This is a genomic window from Tangfeifania diversioriginum (assembly GCF_900141875.1).
GTDB lineage: Bacteria > Bacteroidota > Bacteroidia > Bacteroidales > Prolixibacteraceae > Tangfeifania > Tangfeifania diversioriginum.
The window spans coordinates 107,334-128,913 of record NZ_FQZE01000001.1 but is presented as its reverse complement, the minus strand read 5'-3'; the positions used below and the strand labels follow the sequence as shown (position 1 = coordinate 128,913).

The window sequence follows — 21,580 nt, the reverse complement described above, 5'->3', positions numbered from 1 at the left end:
ATAGATGATGAAACGAATACTTGCTGCACTTTTAATAATCATAAGTTTTTCTGCTTACACGCAGGAGCCAATTCCGCAAACCTACTGCAATCCGCTCGATATCGATTACACTTACATGGTTTACAATTCAAGCCGGAATATTTCCTACCGCTCAGGGGCCGATCCGGCAGTCATTGAATTCCGGGGCGAATATTACATGTTTGTCACCCGCTCGTTTGGATACTGGCATTCAACCGATTTGGTCAACTGGCAGTTTATCAAACCGGCGCAGTGGTTTTTTGAAGGAAGCAATGCGCCAACAGCTTTTAATTACAAAGATTCGGTGATTTACTTTGCCGGCGATCCGGCCGGGTATGGGAGCATTCTTTACACCGACGATCCCAAAAGCGGAAAATGGACACCCACCGCTTCCATCACCAACAATATTCAGGATTCGGAACTATTCATCGACGACGATGGCAGAACCTGGTTGTACTGGGGGTCGTCGAATGTACACCCCATTCGTGTGAAGGAATTAAATAAAGACGATCGATTCCTGGAAACCGGGGTGCAAAAAGAACTAATAAATCTGGTGGAAGAAGAGCATGGCTGGGAGCGTTTTGGCGAAAACAATTTTCATCCCACGCTAAAAGAGGGTTACATGGAAGGCGCGTCGATGACGAAACACGATGGGAAATACTATTTGCAGTATGCCGCGCCCGGTACACAATTCAATGTTTATGGCGATGGAGTTTATATTGGGGAAACACCGCTCGGCCCGTTTACCTACATGAAAAACAACCCGATGAGTTTTAAGCCGGGAGGTTTTACCAACGGCGCCGGCCACGGGGTAACCGTAAAACAAACCAACGGGCAGTACTGGCATTTTGCCACCATGGCCCTGGCCTCCAATTCGCACTGGGAGCGCCGCTTGTGCATGTTCCCAACTTATTTTGATGATGAAGGCCTGATGCACTCCGATACGCATTACGGCGATTATCCGCGGTTTGCACCCAGCCATCCCACAAAAGCCGGACAACATAACGGCTGGATGCTGCTTTCCTACAAAGGAAAAACCACGGTTTCCTCCTCGCAAATGCAGATTCGGAAAAGTACATCTACCGATGATGATTACGATATTACGGAAATGCCACTGGAAAAAAACAGCGAAGGCAAAATTACTTCGGAGGTGCTGACCGATGAAAGTCCAAAATCCTACTGGGTGGCAGAAGCCAATGACCATAAGCAGTGGGTGGAAATTGAAATGTTGAACCCGGGAAAGATTTATGCCGTCCAACTCAATTACCATGATCACGAAACAGGCATTTACACCCGCACAGATGGGTTGCGCCACCGGTTTACCATAGAAGTTTCAGAAGATGGCGGAACATGGGAAACGGTGGTTGACAGAAGCAACAGCTGGAAAGACTCGCCAAACGCCTACATTGTGCTCAACCAGCCGGTTGAAGCGAAATTTGTACGATACAAAAATATTGAAGTTCCGGGCCCAAATCTGGCCATGTCCGAAATCAGGGTGTTCGGATTGGGGGCCGGTGAAAAACCAGCCCAGGTGAAAGGATTCAATGTTAATCGTGAATCCGACCGGCGAAATGCCACTTTTTCATGGAACCCAGTAAAAAGTGCGCAGGGCTACAATATCCGGTGGGGAATTGCTCCCGACAAATTGTACCATTCGTGGCTTGTTTACGATGACAACGAATTGCTAATGCGCAACCTGGATAAAAACACAACTTATTATTTCACCATTGAGGCGTTTAATGAAAACGGCATATCAGAAAAAACGGAAATTATAGAAATTGAATGAATGAATAAGTTATTTTAATCCAACGGCAAATAAGAAAATCATTTTCACCCCTTGGGGCGGGGTAAAAAAAATGATTTTCTGCATGTTGAAAAATAGGTTTAAAAAGACTTTTGAAATTAAATAAAAATCAGATAACTATGAAGAAATTATTGTTTTTGGCAGCCGCTGTTGCATTGTTTATTTCGTGCGGTCAGCAGGAGCAAAAATCGGAAATGGACACATTTATCGGTGACCTGATGAGTGAAATGACCATCGAAGAAAAAATCGGGCAACTGAACCTGATAACACCCGGAGGTGGAATTCCTACCGGCTCGGTGGTGAGTACCGATGTGGAAGAGAAAATTAAAACCGGCAGGGTTGGCGGAATTTTCGGAATTTATGGTCCCGAAAAACTGCGGCAGGCACAGAAAATGGCCGTCGAAGAAAGCCGGTTGGGAATTCCGATGATTTTTGGTGCCGACGTGATTCACGGGTACAAAACCACATTTCCAATTCCTCTCGGGCTTTCAGCAACCTGGGACATGGAGTTAATCGAAAAATCAGCTCAGGTAGCCGCAAAGGAAGCCACTGCCGACGGTATTTTCTGGAATTTCTCACCAATGGTCGATATTGCGCGCGATCCGCGTTGGGGGCGCGTGGCCGAAGGTGCCGGGGAAGATCCATACCTCGGTTCACGCGTGGCCGAAGCTATGGTCCGCGGATATCAGCAGGATGATTTGACCAGGGAAAATACCATGATGGCCACCGTGAAACACATGGCATTGTACGGTGCTTCCGAAGCCGGACGCGATTACAACACTGTGGATATGAGCCGGATGCGGATGTTTAACGAATATTTGCCACCCTACAAGGCGGGAGTCGAAGCAGGGGCAGGTTGTGTCATGTCGTCGTTTAACGATGTGGACGGCGTACCAGCCTCCGGAAATAAATGGCTGCTGACAGATCTTCTGCGCGAAAAATGGGGATTCGACGGATTTGTGGTTTCCGACTATACTTCCATAAACGAAATGATTGCCCACGGACTGGGCGATTTGCAGGCCGTTTCGGCACTGGCACTCAAAGCCGGGCTCGACATGGACATGGTGGGCGAAGGTTTTTTAACCACGCTGGAAAAATCGCTCGAAGAAGGAAAAGTGACGGAAGCGGATATTGACCTGGCCTGCCGTCGCATTTTGGAAGCGAAATATAAACTGGGATTGTTTGACGATCCTTATCTTTATTTTGACGATGCCCGTCCGGATCGCGATATTCTTACAGATGAAAACCGACAGTTTGCCCGAAAAGCTGCGGCTGAGTCATTTGTTTTGCTGAAAAATGCCCGCCTGCCGGGGCAGGAGAACCAGACACTTCCGCTTGAAAAATCGGGTACTGTTGCACTGGTGGGGCCGCTGGCCGACAGCCAAAACAACATGCTGGGAACCTGGGCGCCAACCGGGGAACACAGTCTGGCGGTAAAAGTTATCGATGGTTTTAAAAATGTGGTAGGAGAAGAGGTTGAAATATTATATGCCAAAGGTGCCAATATTGTTGACGAACCGGAATATGCTGAAAAAATCAATGTTTTCGGTCCGAAAGTGGAAATTGACGAACGATCGCCGGAAGAAATGATTCGCGAGGCGCTAACTGTTTCAGCAAGAGCGGATGTGATTGTTGCTGTGGTTGGCGAAGCCAGCGAGATGAGCGGGGAATCGGGTAACCGGACAAACCTGGATGTGCCTGAAAATCAGAAAAAGCTCATCCGTGCCCTGGCCGAAACCGGGAAGCCGCTGGTGCTGGTGACAATGAGCGGCCGCCCGTTAACGCTGGAGGAAGAAAATGAACTGGCGGATGCCATTCTGCAGGTTTGGCACCCGGGTGTGGAAGCCGGAAATGCCATTGCTGGTGTGCTGTTCGGAGAAACCATTCCTTCCGGAAAACTGACAGCCACCTTCCCGCGAAATGTGGGGCAGGTGCCCATTTATTACGCGCACCGTTTTACCGGTCGTCCGCAGGAAAGCGATGAATTTCAGAAATTCAAAACCAATTACCTCGATGTCGAAAATTCGCCGCTGTTTCCGTTTGGCTACGGGTTGAGTTACACGCAGTTTGAATACGGAAACGTGACCCTCAGCAACAGTGAGATTGCGTTGGATGACGAACTTGAAATTTCGGTTGATGTGACCAACACAGGCGATTTTGATGGCGAGGAGATTGTGCAGTTGTATGTGCGCGATGTGGTGGCCACAGTTACCCGTCCGGTAAAAGAGTTAAAGGGCTTCAAAAAGGTATTTTTTGCAAAAGGTGAAACCAAAACGGTAACGTTTACACTGAAAGCTGAAGACCTCGGCTTTTATCATCCTGATATGAGTTTTTATGCAGAACCGGGAGATTTCATTGCATTTGTGGGCGGAAATTCCAATACCGAAAACAGTGTGGAGTTTGTCCTTACCGAATAAGGGAACTATTATGGTACTGTCATTTCGACGACGCAGGAGGAGAAAACTGCTGAATTAGAAGAGATTTCTTCTTCCGGGTCCTCGGGATTGAAATGACAGCAGAATTAAACTTACGATAAATTATGAATAGGATGAAAACGACCGCAATATTATCCAAAATTGTACTACTGACAACCTTTTTGGGGTTGCTTTCCTGCAGCTCAGAAAAGCAGGAACCCAATCGTCCCAACATTATTTTTATCATGAGCGACGACCACGCGTACCAGGCCATCAGCGCGTACGATGATAAACTGATTGCCACTCCCAATATCGACCGGATTGCCGATGAGGGAATTTTGTTTACCAACGCCAGTGTCACCAATTCCATCTGCGCCCCGTCGCGGGCCACTATTCTCACCGGAAAACATGCGCACATTCACGGTAAAATCGACAACATCCATCCGTTCGACACCACCAATGTGACGTTTCCGCAACTGTTTCAGGATGCCGGATATCAAACCGCCATGTTCGGCAAACTGCACTTCGGAAACAATCCGAAAGGCGTGGATGAATTTATGATTCTGCCGGGGCAGGGCGATTATTACAACCCCGATTTTATTACGGCAGATGGCGATACCAGCATCGTGGGATATGTGACCGATGTCATTACCGATTTAACACTGGGATGGCTTCAGAATAAACGCGATGAGGAAAAACCGTTTCTGCTGTTTTATCTCCATAAAGCGCCGCATCGCGAGTGGTTGCCGGCACCGCGTCATTTTAAGGAATTTACCCAAAAAACGTTTCCCGAGCCGCCAACATTGTTCGACGATTATTCGGGCCGCGGAACGGCCGCCAAAGAAGCTGAGATGAGTATTTTGAAGCACATGACCATTTCGGCCGACAATAAAATTTATCCTGACGTGGCGGATGATCTGGGAATCCATGAAAAATCGGACTGGGGGAAACGGGTTTTTAACCAGAAATACGGTCGGTTTACCGATGAGCAGAAAGCTGCGTGGGATGAAGTTTACGGTCCCATAAACGAGGAGTTTGCCGAAATGTACCCGGAGATGGACAGCACCGATCTGATGAAGTGGAAGTACCAGCGCTACATGCAGGATTACCTCGGCTGCATTGCATCGGTGGATGAAAATGTGGGGCGCGTGCTGGATTATCTCGAAGAGAGCGGGCTGAGCGAAAATACGATTGTGGTTTATACTTCCGACCAGGGGTTTTACCTCGGTGAACACGGCTGGTTCGATAAACGGTTTATTTACGACGAATCGTTTAAAACGCCTCTGCTTGTGAAATGGCCCCGAAAAATTGCTTCGGGAACAGTTTCCGATGAGATGGTGCAAAACCTCGATTTTGCACAGACATTCCTCGATGCGGCCGGAATCGAAGCACCGGACGATATGCAGGGTGAAAGCCTGATGCCGCTGCTTACCGGGAATACCGATGAGTGGACACGCGACGCTGTGTATTATCATTACTACGAATACCCGGGATTCCACATGGTAAAACGCCACTACGGAATGGTGACCAGGGAGTACAAACTGGCGCACTTTTATTACGATATCGATGAGTGGGAACTCTACGACCGGCACGCCGATCCGCTGGAGCTGAACAATGTGTACGACGATCCGGAATACGCAGATGTGGTAAAAGAACTCAAAATGCAGTTGGAAGACATTCGCAAAAAATACAAAGATTCCGATTCGCTTGACCAGCAATTTATCCGGATGTACGAAGAACGGGGGATTACAAATCCGGTGAATTAACTAACCTGATTATCACCTGTGATTTTAGATCATTTTAAGAAAGGCCGATCTTTATATATTCTGTTTTACAATAAAAGGTAACCCTTCGTTTTTATTGTTTTATAACATGTTTTTTGTTCTCTCTCTCTCTCTCTCTCTGGCTTTCAGTGGTTTTTGTGTTTTTTAACATATTTTATTTTACATCTGGCCTCGCTATTTTAGTTGTCGTAAACTCCCGGTTCCTCGTTAACCGGCCAAAAATAAGACATAATGGAAGTACCTCAATTAATTTCTGATTTTACTACCCACATATTTTTCCGTCGGGCATAAACTAAAACTTAAACGAAACTAAATTATTTTAATAAACTGACAACCAGCTAAATGAACAACCAGCTATTTTGCATATTGAATTCACGTTTAAATATTGTCAATTAAATTTTAACTAAAATGAAAAAATTTGGAATAATAGTGCTGTGTCTTTTTATGGCACAAATGGCAAATTGCCAATGGATTGAATTTGGGAAAAAACAAGGTGATCAGAATGAAATTATTACATTTCTGAAACAAGATAAAACAGATATTCGAAAGAATGCCGATGGGACACCATTTTTTAAAACGGCCTACAAATTTGAAGTAAAAACAGGCGGTAAGGAATTAAAAATTAAACTGAAGGACCAACTTTACATTGACCCCGAGAATCCGGAAATGGTACCCAGCCTTTATGTTGATGATGAAATGAATAGGGTGTATATTTTTATTTGGGAAAAAGATGAAGAATTCATGCATTATGGTATGAACGGATATATTTATGAGTATAACATCAAATCAAAAAAAGTTGACAAGAAGATTCTTTTTGAGAAAGCCAATTTCGGTTGGTTTCCTTATTTTACAAAAGGGGATGATGGCCAACTCTTCCTGCGTCATTTTTCTTATGCAGGAAGAGTGGACATGATAAGTTTTAAAAATAAAAACGGTAAATGGATAACACGTCCTTTACAAAATATTACCCCGGAAGAGGCAAAAGAACGGTATCTAAAACAGATTTAGGTTAAGCAATTGAACCATTGCCGGAATTTTTTCTGGATGTTTGCCAGGTTATTGTTTCTAAAGGGATAAATTTAAGTAGTACAAAAACAAAAAATGGCACAGTCGGCTGATGAAACGTTGATAATTCGCTGCTTTAACTAAAACTATTCAAAAAATGAAAAACAGAATCTTTTGGGGATTAATGTGTTCCCTTTTTTTAATTACTTTACTTTCAGCTAAGTTACCCGCAAAAAAACAAAGTATTTATGGCCGGTGGCAAATGGTTTCCGGAAAAACAAACGGCCTGCCGAATCCTCAGATGGCAACGGATCGTGACTGGAAGTTCAATAAAGACAACACTTTTAAAGGGGAGGTTTACGTTAATGATATGCCACGTCCGTTTAACCAGGGCGTTTTTATGCTGCCAAACGATACTACGTTGGTAACAATCCACGCAGACAATTCCGGGAAGCTATCGAATTTGGCGTACACCTATAACTATCGTATCAAAAATGATACACTTCATTTATATGGGTTTTACACAACAAATGTAAAAGACAAACCAGGGTTACTGCAGTTAATGCATATCGATGAAAAATGGGTGAAGGTTAAATAGAAAAGAAAAAACCGAAACCCTTACCCCGGTAGATTTAGGGGACAACTATTTGATAAATAAATGAATCTTTTTTACAGGAGATTACCGTGGTATATTGAACTATTGTTACTGACAATAGGGATTTTAGGCATAAATATTTCCGTTGTTCATATTGGTTATATAAATATTTGGACAATATTTTTGTGTCAATTAATTAACTTAACTGGTTTTGCGGGGATATTATGGCTGGCAAGGAATCATTTAATCCGGCAAAACCAAGACAAAAAAGACTGTTGGTTTTGTTTTCTTAGAAGAAAATTAAAACCTGAGGATATCCTTTGGATTATTCTGATTGTTGTCCTGTCCAAAATTACTACTTCTCTGGTTTCGGAAATTGACTTTCTTACATATTTTGATTTTAAAATATTTAAAAGATTTTCAATAGTACATATTTCTGAGAAGGAACAAATAATTTCCACTGTTATTTTTGGACTGGTTTTAACACTTGGAGTATTTGCTGAAGAATTTTATTTCAGGGGATATCTTTTTGAGCTTCAGTACAAAACTTTCAAGAAATATACCTGGATGATAAATGGGGTTTCCTGGAGTTTTTTTCACCTTTTTTCGCCAACAAATTTTATCGTCATTTTACCACAATGCCTAATCTATTCCTACGTATATCAAAAAAGACGAAATATCTGGATTACCATAATTGCACATTTAATAAGCAATTACCTTGTTTTGTTTTCAAGGGTGAGATATATGATATAAGGCATTGTTAGTCTTTGAATTTAAATTAAAGTCAAAGCCTGAGTTTTGTCCATCCTTAATTTCAAATCAATACAACATCCGCGCCTTAATTGTATGCGGCACTTTTTTGAGTTCCCGCAGGATGGTTTTGCTCATGTCGCTTTCGGTGTCCACAATTACATAGCCGATATCCGCATCGGTTTGCAGGTACTGCGAGGCAATGTTGATGCCTTTGTTGGTGAACACATCGTTGATGTCTTTCAGCAAGCCCGGCACATTTTTATGAATGTGCAGGAAGCGCTGTTTTTCGCGGTTGGGCAGCAGTGATATTTGCGGGAAGTTTACCGCACCGATGGTGGAACCGTTGTCGCTGTAACGGATGAGTTTTTCAACCACTTCCTTCCCGATATTTTCCTGGGCTTCCGAGGTGCTTCCGCCAATGTGGGGCGTGAGAATAACATTGTCAAACTCCTGGAGTTCTGAATGAAATTTCTCGTTGTTCGAAGCCGGCTCTTTCGGGAAAACATCGGCGGCTGCACCAGCCAGGTGGCCGCTTTTAAGCGCTTCTGTCAACGCCGTGTAATCCACAACCGTTCCGCGCGAAGCATTAATCAGCAGCGCACCTTTCTTCATTTTTGAAAGCTGATCTTTGGAAATCATTTTGCGCGTGTTTTCTGTGTCAGGAACGTGCAGCGTAACCACATCCGAAATTTTCAGCAGATCGTCGAGCGAATGGCAGGGATGCGCTTTTCCCAGGCAAAGTTTCTTCTCGATATCGTAAAAATAAACATTCATCCCCAGCGACTCGGCCAGGATGGAAACCTGCGAACCAATGTGTCCGTAACCGATAATCCCAATGTTTTTATCCCGGACTTCATACGAATTTTTGGCCGATTTCAGCCATTCGCCCCGGTGGGCTGCTGCGTTTTTTGAAGGTACGCCGCGCATCAGCAAAATGGTTTCGGCAAGCACCAGTTCGGCTACCGAGCGGGTGTTGGAAAACGGAGCGTTAAAAACCGGGATGCCTTTTTGTTTGGCAGCGGTCAAATCCACCTGATTGGTGCCAATGCTGAAACAACCCACGGCAAAAAGTTTACGGGCTTTTTTCAGTACCTTTTCAGTGAGCTGCGTCCTGGAGCGGATACCAATTACATGCACATCTTTTATTTTTTCTTCTAACTCTGCTTCATCGAGCGCCGTTTTCAGGTATTCCACATTGGTGTAACCAGCCGCATTCAGGCTTTCAACCGATGAAGGGTGGATGCCTTCGAGCAGTAAAATTTTAATGAATTTTTTGTCGAGCGAAAATTTTTTTGCCATGGTTTTCGGTTTTTTTCAAAAATACAATTGATGTTGAATTAATTGCGTGATTAACTGGATTTTTTTATGATTGGTTTTGTTAAATTGCACATGCATAAAAAACCGTCGGTGTCGCTCAAAGCGACGCCGACGATGAACGGAATTGTTGATTTCAAAATTAAACTATTTTAACCATGCAATTTGAAGATGGACACATTTATCACATTTATAATCAGGGCAACAATCGCCAGAAAATTTTCTTCGACCGCGAAAATTACCTGTACTTCTTACGGAAAATGAGGATTTACCTGTTGCCTTATGTCGATATTTTTGCGTGGTGTCTTTACCCTGTCAAATAATTTTAAATTTTACAAATGGAACAATACTATTACATTTATGTGCTGCACAGTAAAAAAGATGGAAAAAACTATACAGGCTACACAAAAAATTTAAAATTAAGATTGCATGAGCACAACTCAGGACAAGTGGAATCAACAAGGAACAGGCTTCCTATGATTTTAATCTATTTTGAGGGATGCTTGAATCAGCAGGATGCAACCAAAAGAGAAAAATATTTGAAGACTCACTATGGTAAGATGTATTTAAAAAACAGGTTGAAACAATGGTATAAAGAAAGCAATCTTATTTGACAGGGTGAATGCCCAATCATTTTCATTTTATGGTGTTGGGAAACAAGATTACCGTCGGTGTCGCTCGAAGCGACGCCGACGGTGGTGAACTGATGCGAACCTTGAACGATTCAATTGGTATTATGTTACGTTCCTATACAAACGCAATAAATAAAAAATACAACAGAAGTGGAAAACTTATCCGCGAGAAAACAAAAGCCGAATGCATCACCTGCTCAGATGGAATTACTCCATCATTTTACAATACAAGTTCAGGCACGCAAATAAACATTACGAATCCCGAAAAGCAGTATCCCGAAATGTGCTTTCACTATATCCATCAAAATCCGGTAAAAGCGGGTTTGGTGCAGAAAGCAACTGACTGGGAGTTTTCTTCAGCGCGTGATTATGCCGGTTTTAGAAACGGGAAGTTGGTGAATAAGGAAGTGCCCCGGCAGTATATCATTAATATTAAAGGTGATTAAAACTCATCCGATGACTCCAAGTCATTGGATGAGAGGCTCAAAAAAGCGAGGGCTTCGCTTGTGGCGAAACCCTCGCTCGTTGTTGGCTGACCGTCGGTGTCGCTCAAAGCGACACCGACGGTAGTTTCAATAGGTTTTATACCGTTCTTTCAATATTCCAGACAAAAGCGCGAACTCCGACTTCCTTATTAATTTCGTCGAGTCTTTTCACTGCTTCCAGTAAAATGTCCACTTTTTCATCGGGAATCATTGTAATTGCGGCTGAGTTCATTTCCGGCCAGGTATGAGTGCCCATTCGGGGCTCGCCGGTTTCGCTTCCCTGGCCCATTACGTCTTTCCACCAGGTGTAACCTCTGATTTCCAATTTTTCGAGCATGTATTCCACGCGCTCGGTGTTGGCCTGGTTGAATATTATCATTACTGCTTTCATTTTTAATAACTAATTTTTTGGTTCCAGTCCATTCATGAAACGGAATTGTTTTTTAACTGTGTCTTTCTTGTTTCTTTCGCCGTGGTGAGCGAGTAAGCCGTACATCACCGGTACAATAACCATAGTTACCAGCGTTGAAAATAGCAGGCCACCGATTACTGTAATTCCCATCGGACGCCATATTTCGGCTCCTTCGCCTGTGCTGAGTGCCAACGGCAGCATTCCCAGAATGGTGGTGGCAGCGGTCATAAGTACCGGGCGCAACCTTGATTTGCCGGAGATGGCAATAGCTTCGTAAAGTTCAATTCCCCGGTCGCGCATCAGGTTGGTAAAATCGATGAGCACAATGCCGTTCTTCACCACAATCCCAATCAGCAATACTGCGCCAAGTGCAGCCACCAAACTTAATGTTGTGTTGGTGATAAAGAGCGCCAGAATTACTCCGGTAAAGGCAAATGGTATGGAGAACATAATTACGAAAGGCATAGCAAATGACTCAAACTGCGAGGCCATAACAATGAATACAAGTATTAAACTGATAACCATCAGCAGCCCGAGATCCATGAACGATTCCTGTTGATCTTCGTAAGCCCCGCCAACATTGATTAAAACTTCCTGTGGGATTTCAATATCTTCAATCTCACTGTTAATCCGGTTGGCCAGTTCACCCAGCGCAATACGGTCGGGTTTGGCCGAGACGGTTACGATCCGTTCGCGGCGTTTGTGTTCAATGTTTGGCGGCGACCAGTACTCTTTCACCTCTCCCAGCTCTTTGAGCCGGACCCTTGTTCCTGCCGGAGTTACCATCGAAAGTTCTTCTATTTCGGTGGTTGAGTTTCTGAACTCTTCTTTCAATCGCACGCGGATATCGTACTCCTCGCCTTCTTCTTTATATTGAGAGGCAACCATTCCACTGATTCTGTTGCGGATATTGGTTGAAACCTGCGCTGTGGTAAGTCCGTGGAGAGCCAGCTTGTCGCGATCGAGTACAAACTGTAGTTCCGGTTTGTCGTTTTTGCGGCTTACCTGAACGTCGATGGCTCCGGGTACATTTTCCATTTTCATGCGAAATTCTTCCGCCAGCTCATTGGTCACGTCAAAATCGTACCCGTAAATTTCAACATCAACAGTATTGGAAGTGCCGCCAAGACCCTGCCCGGCTGTTTCTACCGAAAAGTTTACTACTTCGGGGAGAGCTGCAATTTCCTGGCGAAGGCCATCTGCAACTTCCCAAACCGAACGTTCGCGGTCTTCGATGTCAGAAAGGCGCATCATAAAGTTAATCATGTTTGAACCGGTTGTGGTAAACAGCGAGAACATGCCGCCTTCGTCGTCAGAGCCTGAGGATGCTGCCATGATTTCCACTTCCGGAAATTTCTCCTGAATTACATCTTCGAGGTAACGGGTGGTTTTAATGGTTTCTTCCACACGGGTACCGGTTTGCAGTTCTACTTCGGCTGTAATACGGCTTTCATCGGTTTCCGGCATAAAATCGGTGCTGATGAACTGCAGTAAAAATATTGAACCTACAAAAATGATTAACGCTGCGAGCAAGGTGAAAACTTTGTGCCGCAGTACCCAGCGAAGTGTCCTTTCATAAAAATTATCGAGAGCTCCCAAGCCTCTTTCAATAGTGCGTTCGTAACTTAAAGCCGGAGCTTTTTTCTTGCGTTCGCGCAATTTCAGGAATTTTGATGACAACATGGGAGTGAGCGAAATTGCAGCCAGCGTGGAGGTTACAACGGTAATGGTTACAATCCAACCGAGCTGATTGAAGATAACCCCTGTCATGCCGCCCACAAGTGTAAGCGGGAAGAAAACGGCTACCACAACAAGTGTAGTAATAATTACCGCGAGCCAAACTTCGTTGGTGGCATAAATGGCAGCTTCGCGCGGAGTTGCTCCGCGTTCCACGTGGCGGGTAATGTTTTCGAGCACTACAATGGCATCGTCAACCACCATACCAATGGCAATGGACAATGATGTGAGCGAGATAACATTGATTGAGCTTCCGGTAATAAAAAGGAAAAGGAAGGCTACAATCAGCGAGATAGGGATGGTGAGCACAATAATGAAGGTTGCCCGCCACCGGCCTAAAAAGAACAGCACTACCAGCATCACAAAGAGCAGGGCCCACATAAGAGTTTGCGACAGGTTGTTGATGGACCCTTCAATAAATTCGGAGGTGTCCATTATTAGGTTTATTTTCACATCGGGCGGAAGTTCCTTCTGCAGGTCAACCATATTTGCTCTTACCTCACGTGCCACTTTCATTGTATTGGCTCCCGATTGTTTCATCACAAAAAGGCGCAGACCTGTTTCCCCGTTGATTTTTTCATCGAGCGAAAGGTCTTTAATTGAATCACGTACCGTTGCCACATCGCGCACATAAACCGGTTTGCCGGCCAGGTTGCCAACTACCAGGTCCTTGATGCGCGAACTGGTATTGAATTCGCCCTGGATTCTCAACTGGTAGTCGAGTTTACCCATTTTTACGTTTCCCGAGGGCAGGTTCATGTTTTCGGAAGCAATGGTGTTGCCAATTTGCTCGATGGTAAGATTGTGTGCCTCCAGCTTGTATGGATCCGCTTCCACATAAATAACCCTGTTTGGAGCGCCCATTATACCAATTGAACCAATTCCTTCAATACGGTTCAATGGGTTGATAATTTTCTCATCCAGTATTTTTTCCAGGCCCGGGTAACTTTCATCGGCCGTTACTGCATAAAATACAATGGGCATCATACTGGTGTTGAATTTGAAAATTTGCGGTCGTTCTGTTTCCTCTGGTAAAACATCAATGACAAGGTCAACTGCATCGCGAATGTCGTTGGTGGCCTCGTCGAGATTGGAGCCCCATTCAAATTCAAGATTAATTACCGAAAGGTTATCAGATGATGTGGAAGTAATTTCTTTCAGGTTATCAACCGAGTTGAGGGCATCCTCAATGGTTTTGGTCACATTCGTTTCTATGTCGCTGGCATTGGCTCCCGGGTAGGTAGTCATTACCGAAATGAATGGCGGATCCATTTCGGGATACAAATCCACAGGGATCTGTACCAGCGAATAGATTCCCATTACCACAACGGCTGTGAAGATCATTAATGTGGTAATCGGTTTGTTTACAGCACTTTTATATATACTCATATTATTTTTTTTTAGATGATGAGGTTCTTCCAGTTTTTAGTTTTTAACCTCAACGGCCACTCCATCGAGTAATCGGGACTGGCCGGTTATGATAACATTGTCGCCCATTTCCAGTTCGTCGGATATCACCTCAATGTTGTCATCGAAACGGTCACCTATTGTTACAGAAATCCGGTGAGCCTTGCCATCTTTTTCCACATAGAGGTACCGGTTATTTGATCCCTGCATTTTCAGTACTGCCATTGATGGCAAAAGCAGTGCTTCTTCTTTATCGAGTTCAAATTCGATGCGGGCAAACATTCCCGGGCGCAGCAACCCTTCACGGTTATTTATAACCATTTCTACATTGAAAGTCCGGTTGGCAGGGTCGATGGTTGGATGGACACGTTCGATACGACCTGTAAAATCTGTATCCGGATAAATATCAACCTTGATATTTGTTTCCATCCCTTTTTCTATTTGGGGGAAATGTTTTTCTGAAACCGGGACGATGGCTTTTAAACGGTTGATTTGAACAATGGAAAGTACCGCGGCTTTCCCGGTCGTTGTGGTGGGTGTACCGGAATACATTTCGCCGGGTTCGAAATAACGGCCTGATACTACTCCGTTAAAAGGTGCCAGCAACTGCGTATTTTCTTTCAGAAATTCTACGTTTGATTTGGCCACTTCGTATTGAGTTTTTACCTGGTCGTATTGTTGTTGCGCAACACTTCCGTACTGTTTCAATGTATCGAGGCGATTGAAATCAGCTTTCAGGTTTTGTAGTTGTACTTCGGCCTGATGCAACTGGGTTTTATCCATTTGTACCAGCGGAGTACCTTTGGTTACCCTGTCGCTAACCTCAACAAAAATATCCTCGATGCGACCGGGTTGGGCCGGTACCAGGTGCACTTCTTCGTAAGCTTTTAATGTTGCCGGGTAGTCAACCGAGCGGGCAATAGTTTGAGGTTGCAGTTTTATAACTTCAACCGGTTCTTTTTGCTGCTCATTGCCGGCAGCTGAAGTCTCTTCCTGCGTGCCTTGCGAGCACGAAGCAAGCACGGCAACTGCCAGGGTGAATAAAATTGTTAAAATACGATTCTGTTTCATCTGATTATTCTTTAATTGTTAATTACTTCTCCGGTGAGTGTATTGAGTGCATTTTGTGCCTGCAGTACTTCCAGCATCGAGTTCAGGTATTCGGTTTCGGCCTGCAGGTAGTTGTTGTCGGCAGTGGTAAGTTCAATTCCTGAAATCATACCCTGCTCATATTTTCGTTTTATGTTTTCGTAAACCCTTCTTGCAACTTCCACATTTTTTTGTTGTGTTTCATGACTTTCGTATGCGCTGCGCAGGTTAAACTGAAGTTGTTTGTACTGGATAGAAAGCTGGTCTTCGAGCAGGGCTTTGTTGTTTCTCGTGGTTTCCAGATCAATTTTTGCCTGCCGTACTTTGGAGCGCCTTTCGCCACTTGCAAAAATGGGAATGTCCATTTGCAGGCCAACCATGTGTTTTGGCGACATGTCGAATGCCGGTTTCAGTATTTTTTCAGTGTAATTGTAATAACCTGAAAGTGTGGGCAAATAATTGGCTTTCTGCATTTTTATCTGCTTTTCGGTCATCTCTTCCTGAACGTCCATTAATTGATAGTCAATGTTTTCAGCCACGTCGAATGAAGTTTCCATTAGCAGTTCGGCTGTGTTTTTTTCATCCATTACTTCAGCAAGCGTTTCGGTGAGCTCCAGTTCGGTTTCTGCTGTAACTCCCAGCTGTACCCTCAGCAGGTTTTTGGCCATTTCGTATTGGCGTTCGGCCGATTTCAGCGCATTGTCGAGCGAATTTACCTGAACCGACAGCTGATCGAGCTCCAGCTCCTCAATCATTCCCACTTTTACCATGGGTTCGGTTTTGCGGTAAATTTCGCGCAGGTTGGCAATATTGGTTTCCAGTATTTTTAACGATTCTTCTGAAAGCAAAACAAGGTAGTAACCTTCAATGACTTGGCTCACGATGTCCTGTTTTGTTTTCGACTGGTTTTTTTCAGCGAGTTTTTCGGCAAGTTTTGCCGTTTGTATTCCCACAATGTAGCCGCCGTTAAAAAGCAGCTGGTTTACATTCAGGTTAAAATTACTGGTGGGCTTAATCGGAATTGTCGATGGTGGTGCGTTCTCGTCGAACTGAATGCTGATTTCGGCCCCCAAAGCATTAGAGTAATCGGCCGAGGCATTTATGTGTGGCAGCCCGGCCGAAATGGCTTCCCATAATTGTTGCTGCGACTGGTCAACTGCCAGCCCCGAATTTTTTATGGTGAGGTTGTAGTTGAGGGCATGCTCTTTGGCGGCTTCCAGGTCGAGCGTCAGCTTCTCCTGGGCGGAGGTTGTGCCCCACATCAACAACACTAAAATTACGGTTACAATCTGTTTTCTTCTCATGGTAAATTGTTTTATCTGTAATGTTAATTTATTCAAGTATTTTATCGATGAGGTCAATTCCTTTTTGGGTTGAAATGCCCCGCATAAAGTTAATAGTGAGGTTTTGGAATACGTCAGTGTAATTGAATTCATCGCGTGGAAAAATTTCTTCATTGGCCAGCAGGTTTATCTGCTCATGGAAAAGTTTTGAAACAATCTGGATGTTAATATCTTCTCTGAACAGCCCTTCTTTGATTCCTTTCTTTAGCAATTCAGTTGTCAGCATGAAGCCTTCTTTTTCATTTTCTTCCTTAAGTTTTTTCCAGGTGCTGTTGTAAAATTTTTCCATATCCCGAAAAAACACCGGATTAATGGCGTTCATGGATTTAATTCCTTCCTGCATAAAAGAGAATATGGTTTCAATTACATTGGTTGATGTAGTAACTATTTCCTGATTTTTTGCATTGTGTTTTTGTTTTATACTTTTAAGACATTCGTGTACTAATTCGTTTTTGTCCTTAAATATTTCGTAAACAGTGCGTTTTGACATGCCCAGCCCGGTGGCAATTCCATCCATTGTAACATTTCGTATGCCATACTGGAAATATTGGTGTGTGGCTTCCTCTATAATTTTTTCCTGTAATTCCATTCATTTTGAATTTGGCACAAATTTAGGGGAAAACTTAAAAAACGCTGAAAGTTTTCTACAAAAAGGGTGATTTTATCGGTGAAAGCAGAAATACATAACATGAAATTAACTAACAAGTGTAAGGGTGGTAACAAAAATGCTCCAGATGCTGATTCCATTAATGAAAAGCATTTCAGTTACTCCGTTAACTCCGGTTTTAATTACGGAAAAAGCGGTAAGCAAAACGGTTCCGCCAATAATTGCCAATCCGGTTACTCCAAGAAACCATAGCTCAGGTAAAATGGCCGTTTGAAATAAAACAACAAGTGTTGGCAACGAAAGAAACACAATAACAGCCAGTAAGTTATGAATAATGCGTTGCAGGTTGGTTTTCAGGTTTTCCCGTTTAAACGGGTAAATATTGTGGGGAACAAATGCCAGCAGGGCCAAAACCGCAAAGCTGTAGTCGATTTGCTGCATGAAACGCTCATATTCACCTAAATCGTAAAAAAGAGAAAGCAGCCAAAAGAAGAGATAATTTAAAATAGCTGTACCAAATAAAAGGCGCTTATACGCGCGAACATATTTTTTACCGTAAAGATTTTTGTTGCTTAAAAAGCTGAGTGTGTATTTTTTTAAATCGAAATTAATGTGTTGAATACTGCGCTTTACAGCATAAGGTAAAACTCCTGCATAGGTGAAGCCTACCAGCAAAATCCCAAGTTTTATGAGCATTGTTTCAGGCACTGTTTTTTAAAAAGAAAGATATTTGTTTTACAGCAATTGCGAAAAATAAAAATAATGTAATTTTAGGTTAATGTAGCAGTAACGGGGGAAGATTGTAGCAAAGTTCTCATTAAAAGGTATTTTATCATGAAACAAAAAGTGGCACTTGCACTTGGGAGTGGCGGGGCGCGTGGCCTGGCACATATTGGAGTTATTGAAGAACTGGAAAATCAGGGTTTTGAAATTACCTCAATAAGTGGTTGTTCGATGGGCGCACTAATTGCCGGTTTTTACGCCATGAACAAACTCAATGTGTATGCCGACTGGATTTGCACCCTCAAAAAAAAGGACGTTTATAGTTTGATGGACATTACTCTGAGCCAGAGCGGTTTGCTGAAAGGTGACCGTGTTTTCAATAAAATGAAGGAACTGATTCCGGATATGCTCATCGAAGAGATGCAAATTCCGTATTCAGCCGTTGCAACAGATGTTATCAGCCGGAAAGAGGAGGTGTTCATTAGCGGTAGTTTTTACACAGCCGCACGGGCCTCCATTGCAATCCCGGCAATTATTACACCTTATTCTACCGGCGACAGAATATATGTGGACGGCGGCGTGCTGGATCCGGTGCCGGTAGGCCATGTGAAACGTACTGATGGTGATATTCTTGTGGCCGTTAATTTATACGACGATAAACAAAACACCGCCGAACATGAGGATGAGAACAGGAAAGTTTTATCGGGCGAGAAGAAAGTCAGCGAGCACAGGTGGATAAATGTGAACAGTAGTATTGAATACCTGCAGCAGAAAATTCAGGAGCTCATCCCAAAATCGGATAACCAAAACCAGGGCTATCTCACGCTTTTGCAACTCACCTCTTCCATGATGCTCACCCGCATTTCAAATTTAGTGCTGGAGCTGAACAAACCTGACATTGTCATCAATATTCCGGCCAACTCGGCCAAAACATTTGAGTTTCATAAAGCATCAAAACTGATAAAAACAGGCAGAGAAGTTGCAAATCGTCAGATTCGTGAATTTTTATTTCAGCAAAAAAAATAACAGGTGAATTTTAAATCAACTGTTTGTTTTGGAGTTTTTTAAGCTGCTGGAGCTGTCGGCTAACTCACCCATAAAATAATCCATCATTTTACACAGCGAATGTTTTGTGATTTCGTTATTTTCTGAAATCATAATTTTATCCAGGTTTTCATGCGCAAACTGCAGGTTAATTCCGGTATATTTTCCGGTGAACGACATTCCAACCGCAATCATCCTTTCCAGTGAATTCATGCTCGTTTTTTGCAAGTTTTTGTCCAGGATAATTTTCATGGGCAGGTTCCTGTTTATGCACTCAGCAATGGTTTCGTTTTTCACACCTTTTTTTGCAGTTAAATTAATTATCTGTGGCAAGTCGTTTATCTTCAGTAGATTCATCAATGCTTCAACTACTTTGTCAATTGCAATGAGGTTTTGCGTGCCATCGGGGTCCACCTTTATCCGCAGGGTGTTGTTGGGATGCAAGCTGGAAATATTATAGAGGCGTTTGGCCAAATCGAAAATGCCATAATTAGTTTTGGTCACACCGGTTTTATTGTTTCCAACAACCTGCGACAACCTCACCACATGCCCGTTTAACCGGCCGGATTCAATGTGTTCCATCATCACATTTTCGGCAACCCGTTTCGATTGTTCGTAATAATTTCTGAAGTGTGATTTCTCTTCCTCCGGGTAGAATTTTTCTTCAAATACACCTGAAAATTTGCCACAGGAATAAGCGGTACTCATGTAAATAAACCGCGAATCAGGCTTTGCATATTTTTGAAAAAACTGAACTGAATTTTTCAGTCCGTCCACATTTGTTTCAAAGATTGTATTCTTGTCCTTTGCGCTGAATTTCAGGCTGGCAGCAAAATGGAAAAATTGAATATTGCCATCAAAAATAGTATCAATCTGCTCCTGGGTAAGCGAATAATTTTCATCAAACAGTGAATAGCTATAAACTTTTAATTTGGAGAAATCCACTCCTTTCTTTTCGCTGATTTCTTCCAGAACTTGTTGCATTCGTTGCTGTGCTGAAAGATTTTCTCCATTTCGCACCAGGGCAATTACCTCAAAGTTTTGTTCCAAAAGTTCCCGGATAAAATGCGAGGCAACAAATCCGTTGGCTCCATTGATGACTATTTTTTGCATTTGCTGTTTTTTGTTGACGATTTCGTGTCAAAAATATAAATTCAACTCTTAAAGAAAAATTATCTGTTCGGTAACCACCATAAATCAACACTTCGCATTTCACCCCCCAATTTCATCACTTCAGTGAATCTTTTCAAAAATTATCTTTGTGTAGCCCCTAACTTTAGGCTGATTTTTCAGAAATCAAGCGAAAATTCAGTTTAAAGATTAACACAAAATAAGCTATGAAACGTTTAAGAAACAACACATTTCTTCTATTTTGCCTTGTTTTGCTGGCCGGTTGTGCCGGCAACAACAACGGGCAAACCGAAATTATCCGCAAAATAAAAATTGAACCGGTTCAACAGTCCGATTCCCTCGTGGTCAGGACGTATTCGGGAATGGTGAATGAGGCCAACCAGGTGAATCTGGCGTTCCGCGTGGCAGGCCCCATTCAGAAAATTTTGGTGAAGGAGGGCGATTATGTGCGTACCGGGCAGGTGGTTGCCCAAATGGACACCCGCGATTACGAAGTGCAACTGGCAGCCGCTCTGGCGCAGTATGAACAGGTAAAAGCCGAAGCTGACCGCGTGATTGAACTGCACAACCGTGAAAGTGTTGCCGGAAACGACTACGACAAAGCAGTGTCTGGTTTAAAAAGGGTGGAAGCGCAACTCAAAAACGCTAAGGACCAGTTGAACGACACCAAACTCACCGCGCCGGTTTCGGGCTACATTCAGCAAGTGAATTTCCTGGAAAACGAACTGGTGGATGCCGGCATGCCCGTGGCTTCACTGATTGACGTGGGGCACTACCAGGTGGAAGTGGAAATCCCGGTTGCACTGTATGTTGATCGGGAAAACATCACCTCCTTTTCGGGCCTGCAACCAGCAGTTACTGCCGGTGAATTTCCGCTTCAGTTGCTGAGCTACAGCCGAAAAGCCAACAACAATCAATTGTACAAAGTGCAACTGCGCCTCAATCCGGCCAGTCAGCCCAAACTGGCGCCGGGTATGGACATTCAGGTGAACATCGTTCGGAAAAATCCTGCCGGTGCGCAGTCGTGTGTTCCTTTGAATGCTTTATTTAACGATGGAGGTAAAACGTACGTTTGGGTTTACCAGGCAAACGGCAGGGTGCAAAAACGTGAAGTAGTTACCGGACAGCTTACCGGCGACGGCAGAATCCGAATTTCCGGCGGACTTAATGTGAACGAGCAGGTAGTTGTTGCCGGAGTGAACCAGTTAAATGAAAACGAACAGGTAAAACCGCTGGAACCAGTTGCTGAAACCAATGTGGGAGGGCTGTTGTAATGAACATCA

The 21,580-nt window shown here is 43.6% G+C and carries 18 protein-coding genes; 10 read left to right on the top strand and 8 right to left on the bottom strand.

Annotated elements, in window-relative coordinates:
• Positions 1-4: 4 nt before the first annotated feature.
• The 6 genes from BUC07_RS00605 (at position 5) to BUC07_RS21555 (ending at position 8,373) form a co-directional block, all read left to right on the top strand.
• The gene (locus BUC07_RS00605) at positions 5-1,804 is read left to right on the top strand and encodes a family 43 glycosylhydrolase (protein ID WP_245792584.1); all 1,800 of its coding nucleotides are present in this window, start codon (positions 5-7) and stop codon (positions 1,802-1,804) included.
• A 137-nt stretch (positions 1,805-1,941) separates the two neighbouring features.
• Positions 1,942-4,239, top strand: a complete 2,298-nt coding sequence (bglX, locus tag BUC07_RS00600) for a beta-glucosidase BglX (protein ID WP_073163995.1) — start codon at positions 1,942-1,944, stop codon at positions 4,237-4,239.
• Between the two features lie 131 nt (positions 4,240-4,370).
• Positions 4,371-6,002, top strand: a complete 1,632-nt coding sequence (locus BUC07_RS00595) for a sulfatase family protein (RefSeq protein ID WP_073164353.1) — start codon at positions 4,371-4,373, stop codon at positions 6,000-6,002.
• Between the two features lie 426 nt (positions 6,003-6,428).
• Positions 6,429-7,028 (top strand): hypothetical protein, encoded by a 600-nt coding sequence (locus BUC07_RS00590; RefSeq protein ID WP_073163992.1) that lies wholly within the window; start codon positions 6,429-6,431, stop codon positions 7,026-7,028.
• 154 nt (positions 7,029-7,182) lie between these two features.
• Complete coding sequence (locus BUC07_RS00585) at positions 7,183-7,623, top strand: hypothetical protein (RefSeq protein ID WP_073163989.1); 441 nt, start codon at positions 7,183-7,185, stop codon at positions 7,621-7,623.
• A gap of 60 nt (positions 7,624-7,683) precedes the next feature.
• The gene (locus tag BUC07_RS21555) at positions 7,684-8,373 is read left to right on the top strand and encodes a CPBP family intramembrane glutamic endopeptidase (protein WP_073163986.1); all 690 of its coding nucleotides are present in this window, start codon (positions 7,684-7,686) and stop codon (positions 8,371-8,373) included.
• 66 nt (positions 8,374-8,439) lie between these two features.
• On the opposite strand, the gene serA is transcribed toward BUC07_RS21555, so the two are convergent.
• Positions 8,440-9,672 carry a phosphoglycerate dehydrogenase gene (gene serA, locus BUC07_RS00575; RefSeq protein ID WP_073163984.1) on the bottom strand — a complete coding sequence of 411 codons (1,233 nt, stop codon included), beginning with the start codon at positions 9,670-9,672 and terminating at the stop codon, positions 8,440-8,442.
• A gap of 353 nt (positions 9,673-10,025) precedes the next feature.
• Between serA and BUC07_RS00570 the strand changes: the two genes are divergently transcribed.
• Both BUC07_RS00570 and BUC07_RS00565 read left to right on the top strand, forming a co-directional pair.
• Positions 10,026-10,301 carry a GIY-YIG nuclease family protein gene (locus BUC07_RS00570; protein ID WP_073163982.1) on the top strand — a complete coding sequence of 92 codons (276 nt, stop codon included), beginning with the start codon at positions 10,026-10,028 and terminating at the stop codon, positions 10,299-10,301.
• Positions 10,302-10,309: 8 nt separating this feature from the next.
• On the top strand, positions 10,310-10,765 hold the full coding sequence (locus BUC07_RS00565) for a hypothetical protein (protein WP_139279427.1): 456 nt from the start codon (positions 10,310-10,312) through the stop codon (positions 10,763-10,765).
• A 136-nt stretch (positions 10,766-10,901) separates the two neighbouring features.
• Here the strand turns inward: BUC07_RS00565 and BUC07_RS00560 are convergent, their stop codons facing one another.
• From BUC07_RS00560 to BUC07_RS00535, 6 genes are all read right to left on the bottom strand, one after another.
• The gene (locus tag BUC07_RS00560) at positions 10,902-11,195 is read right to left on the bottom strand and encodes a PG0541 family transporter-associated protein (RefSeq protein WP_073163976.1); all 294 of its coding nucleotides are present in this window, start codon (positions 11,193-11,195) and stop codon (positions 10,902-10,904) included.
• A gap of 9 nt (positions 11,196-11,204) precedes the next feature.
• Positions 11,205-14,342 (bottom strand): efflux RND transporter permease subunit, encoded by a 3,138-nt coding sequence (locus tag BUC07_RS00555; RefSeq protein WP_073163973.1) that lies wholly within the window; start codon positions 14,340-14,342, stop codon positions 11,205-11,207.
• 36 nt (positions 14,343-14,378) lie between these two features.
• Positions 14,379-15,431 (bottom strand): efflux RND transporter periplasmic adaptor subunit, encoded by a 1,053-nt coding sequence (locus tag BUC07_RS00550; protein WP_073163971.1) that lies wholly within the window; start codon positions 15,429-15,431, stop codon positions 14,379-14,381.
• 11 nt (positions 15,432-15,442) lie between these two features.
• Complete coding sequence (locus BUC07_RS00545) at positions 15,443-16,753, bottom strand: TolC family protein (RefSeq protein ID WP_175552436.1); 1,311 nt, start codon at positions 16,751-16,753, stop codon at positions 15,443-15,445.
• Positions 16,754-16,781: 28 nt separating this feature from the next.
• A complete protein-coding gene (locus tag BUC07_RS00540; protein WP_073163965.1) occupies positions 16,782-17,381 on the bottom strand; it encodes a TetR/AcrR family transcriptional regulator in 600 nt (199 codons plus the stop codon).
• 105 nt (positions 17,382-17,486) lie between these two features.
• A complete protein-coding gene (locus BUC07_RS00535; RefSeq protein ID WP_073163962.1) occupies positions 17,487-18,095 on the bottom strand; it encodes a hypothetical protein in 609 nt (202 codons plus the stop codon).
• Between the two features lie 138 nt (positions 18,096-18,233).
• Here BUC07_RS00535 and BUC07_RS00530 point away from each other — a divergent pair, with 138 nt between their 5' ends.
• Positions 18,234-19,148, top strand: a complete 915-nt coding sequence (locus tag BUC07_RS00530; protein WP_073163959.1) for a patatin-like phospholipase family protein — start codon at positions 18,234-18,236, stop codon at positions 19,146-19,148.
• A 15-nt stretch (positions 19,149-19,163) separates the two neighbouring features.
• On the opposite strand, the gene BUC07_RS00525 is transcribed toward BUC07_RS00530, so the two are convergent.
• Complete coding sequence (locus BUC07_RS00525) at positions 19,164-20,279, bottom strand: SDR family oxidoreductase (RefSeq protein ID WP_073163956.1); 1,116 nt, start codon at positions 20,277-20,279, stop codon at positions 19,164-19,166.
• A 224-nt stretch (positions 20,280-20,503) separates the two neighbouring features.
• On the opposite strand from BUC07_RS00525, the gene BUC07_RS00520 reads away from it, so the two are divergent.
• Positions 20,504-21,571 (top strand): efflux RND transporter periplasmic adaptor subunit, encoded by a 1,068-nt coding sequence (locus BUC07_RS00520; protein ID WP_073163953.1) that lies wholly within the window; start codon positions 20,504-20,506, stop codon positions 21,569-21,571.
• Positions 21,572-21,580 lie beyond the last annotated feature (9 nt).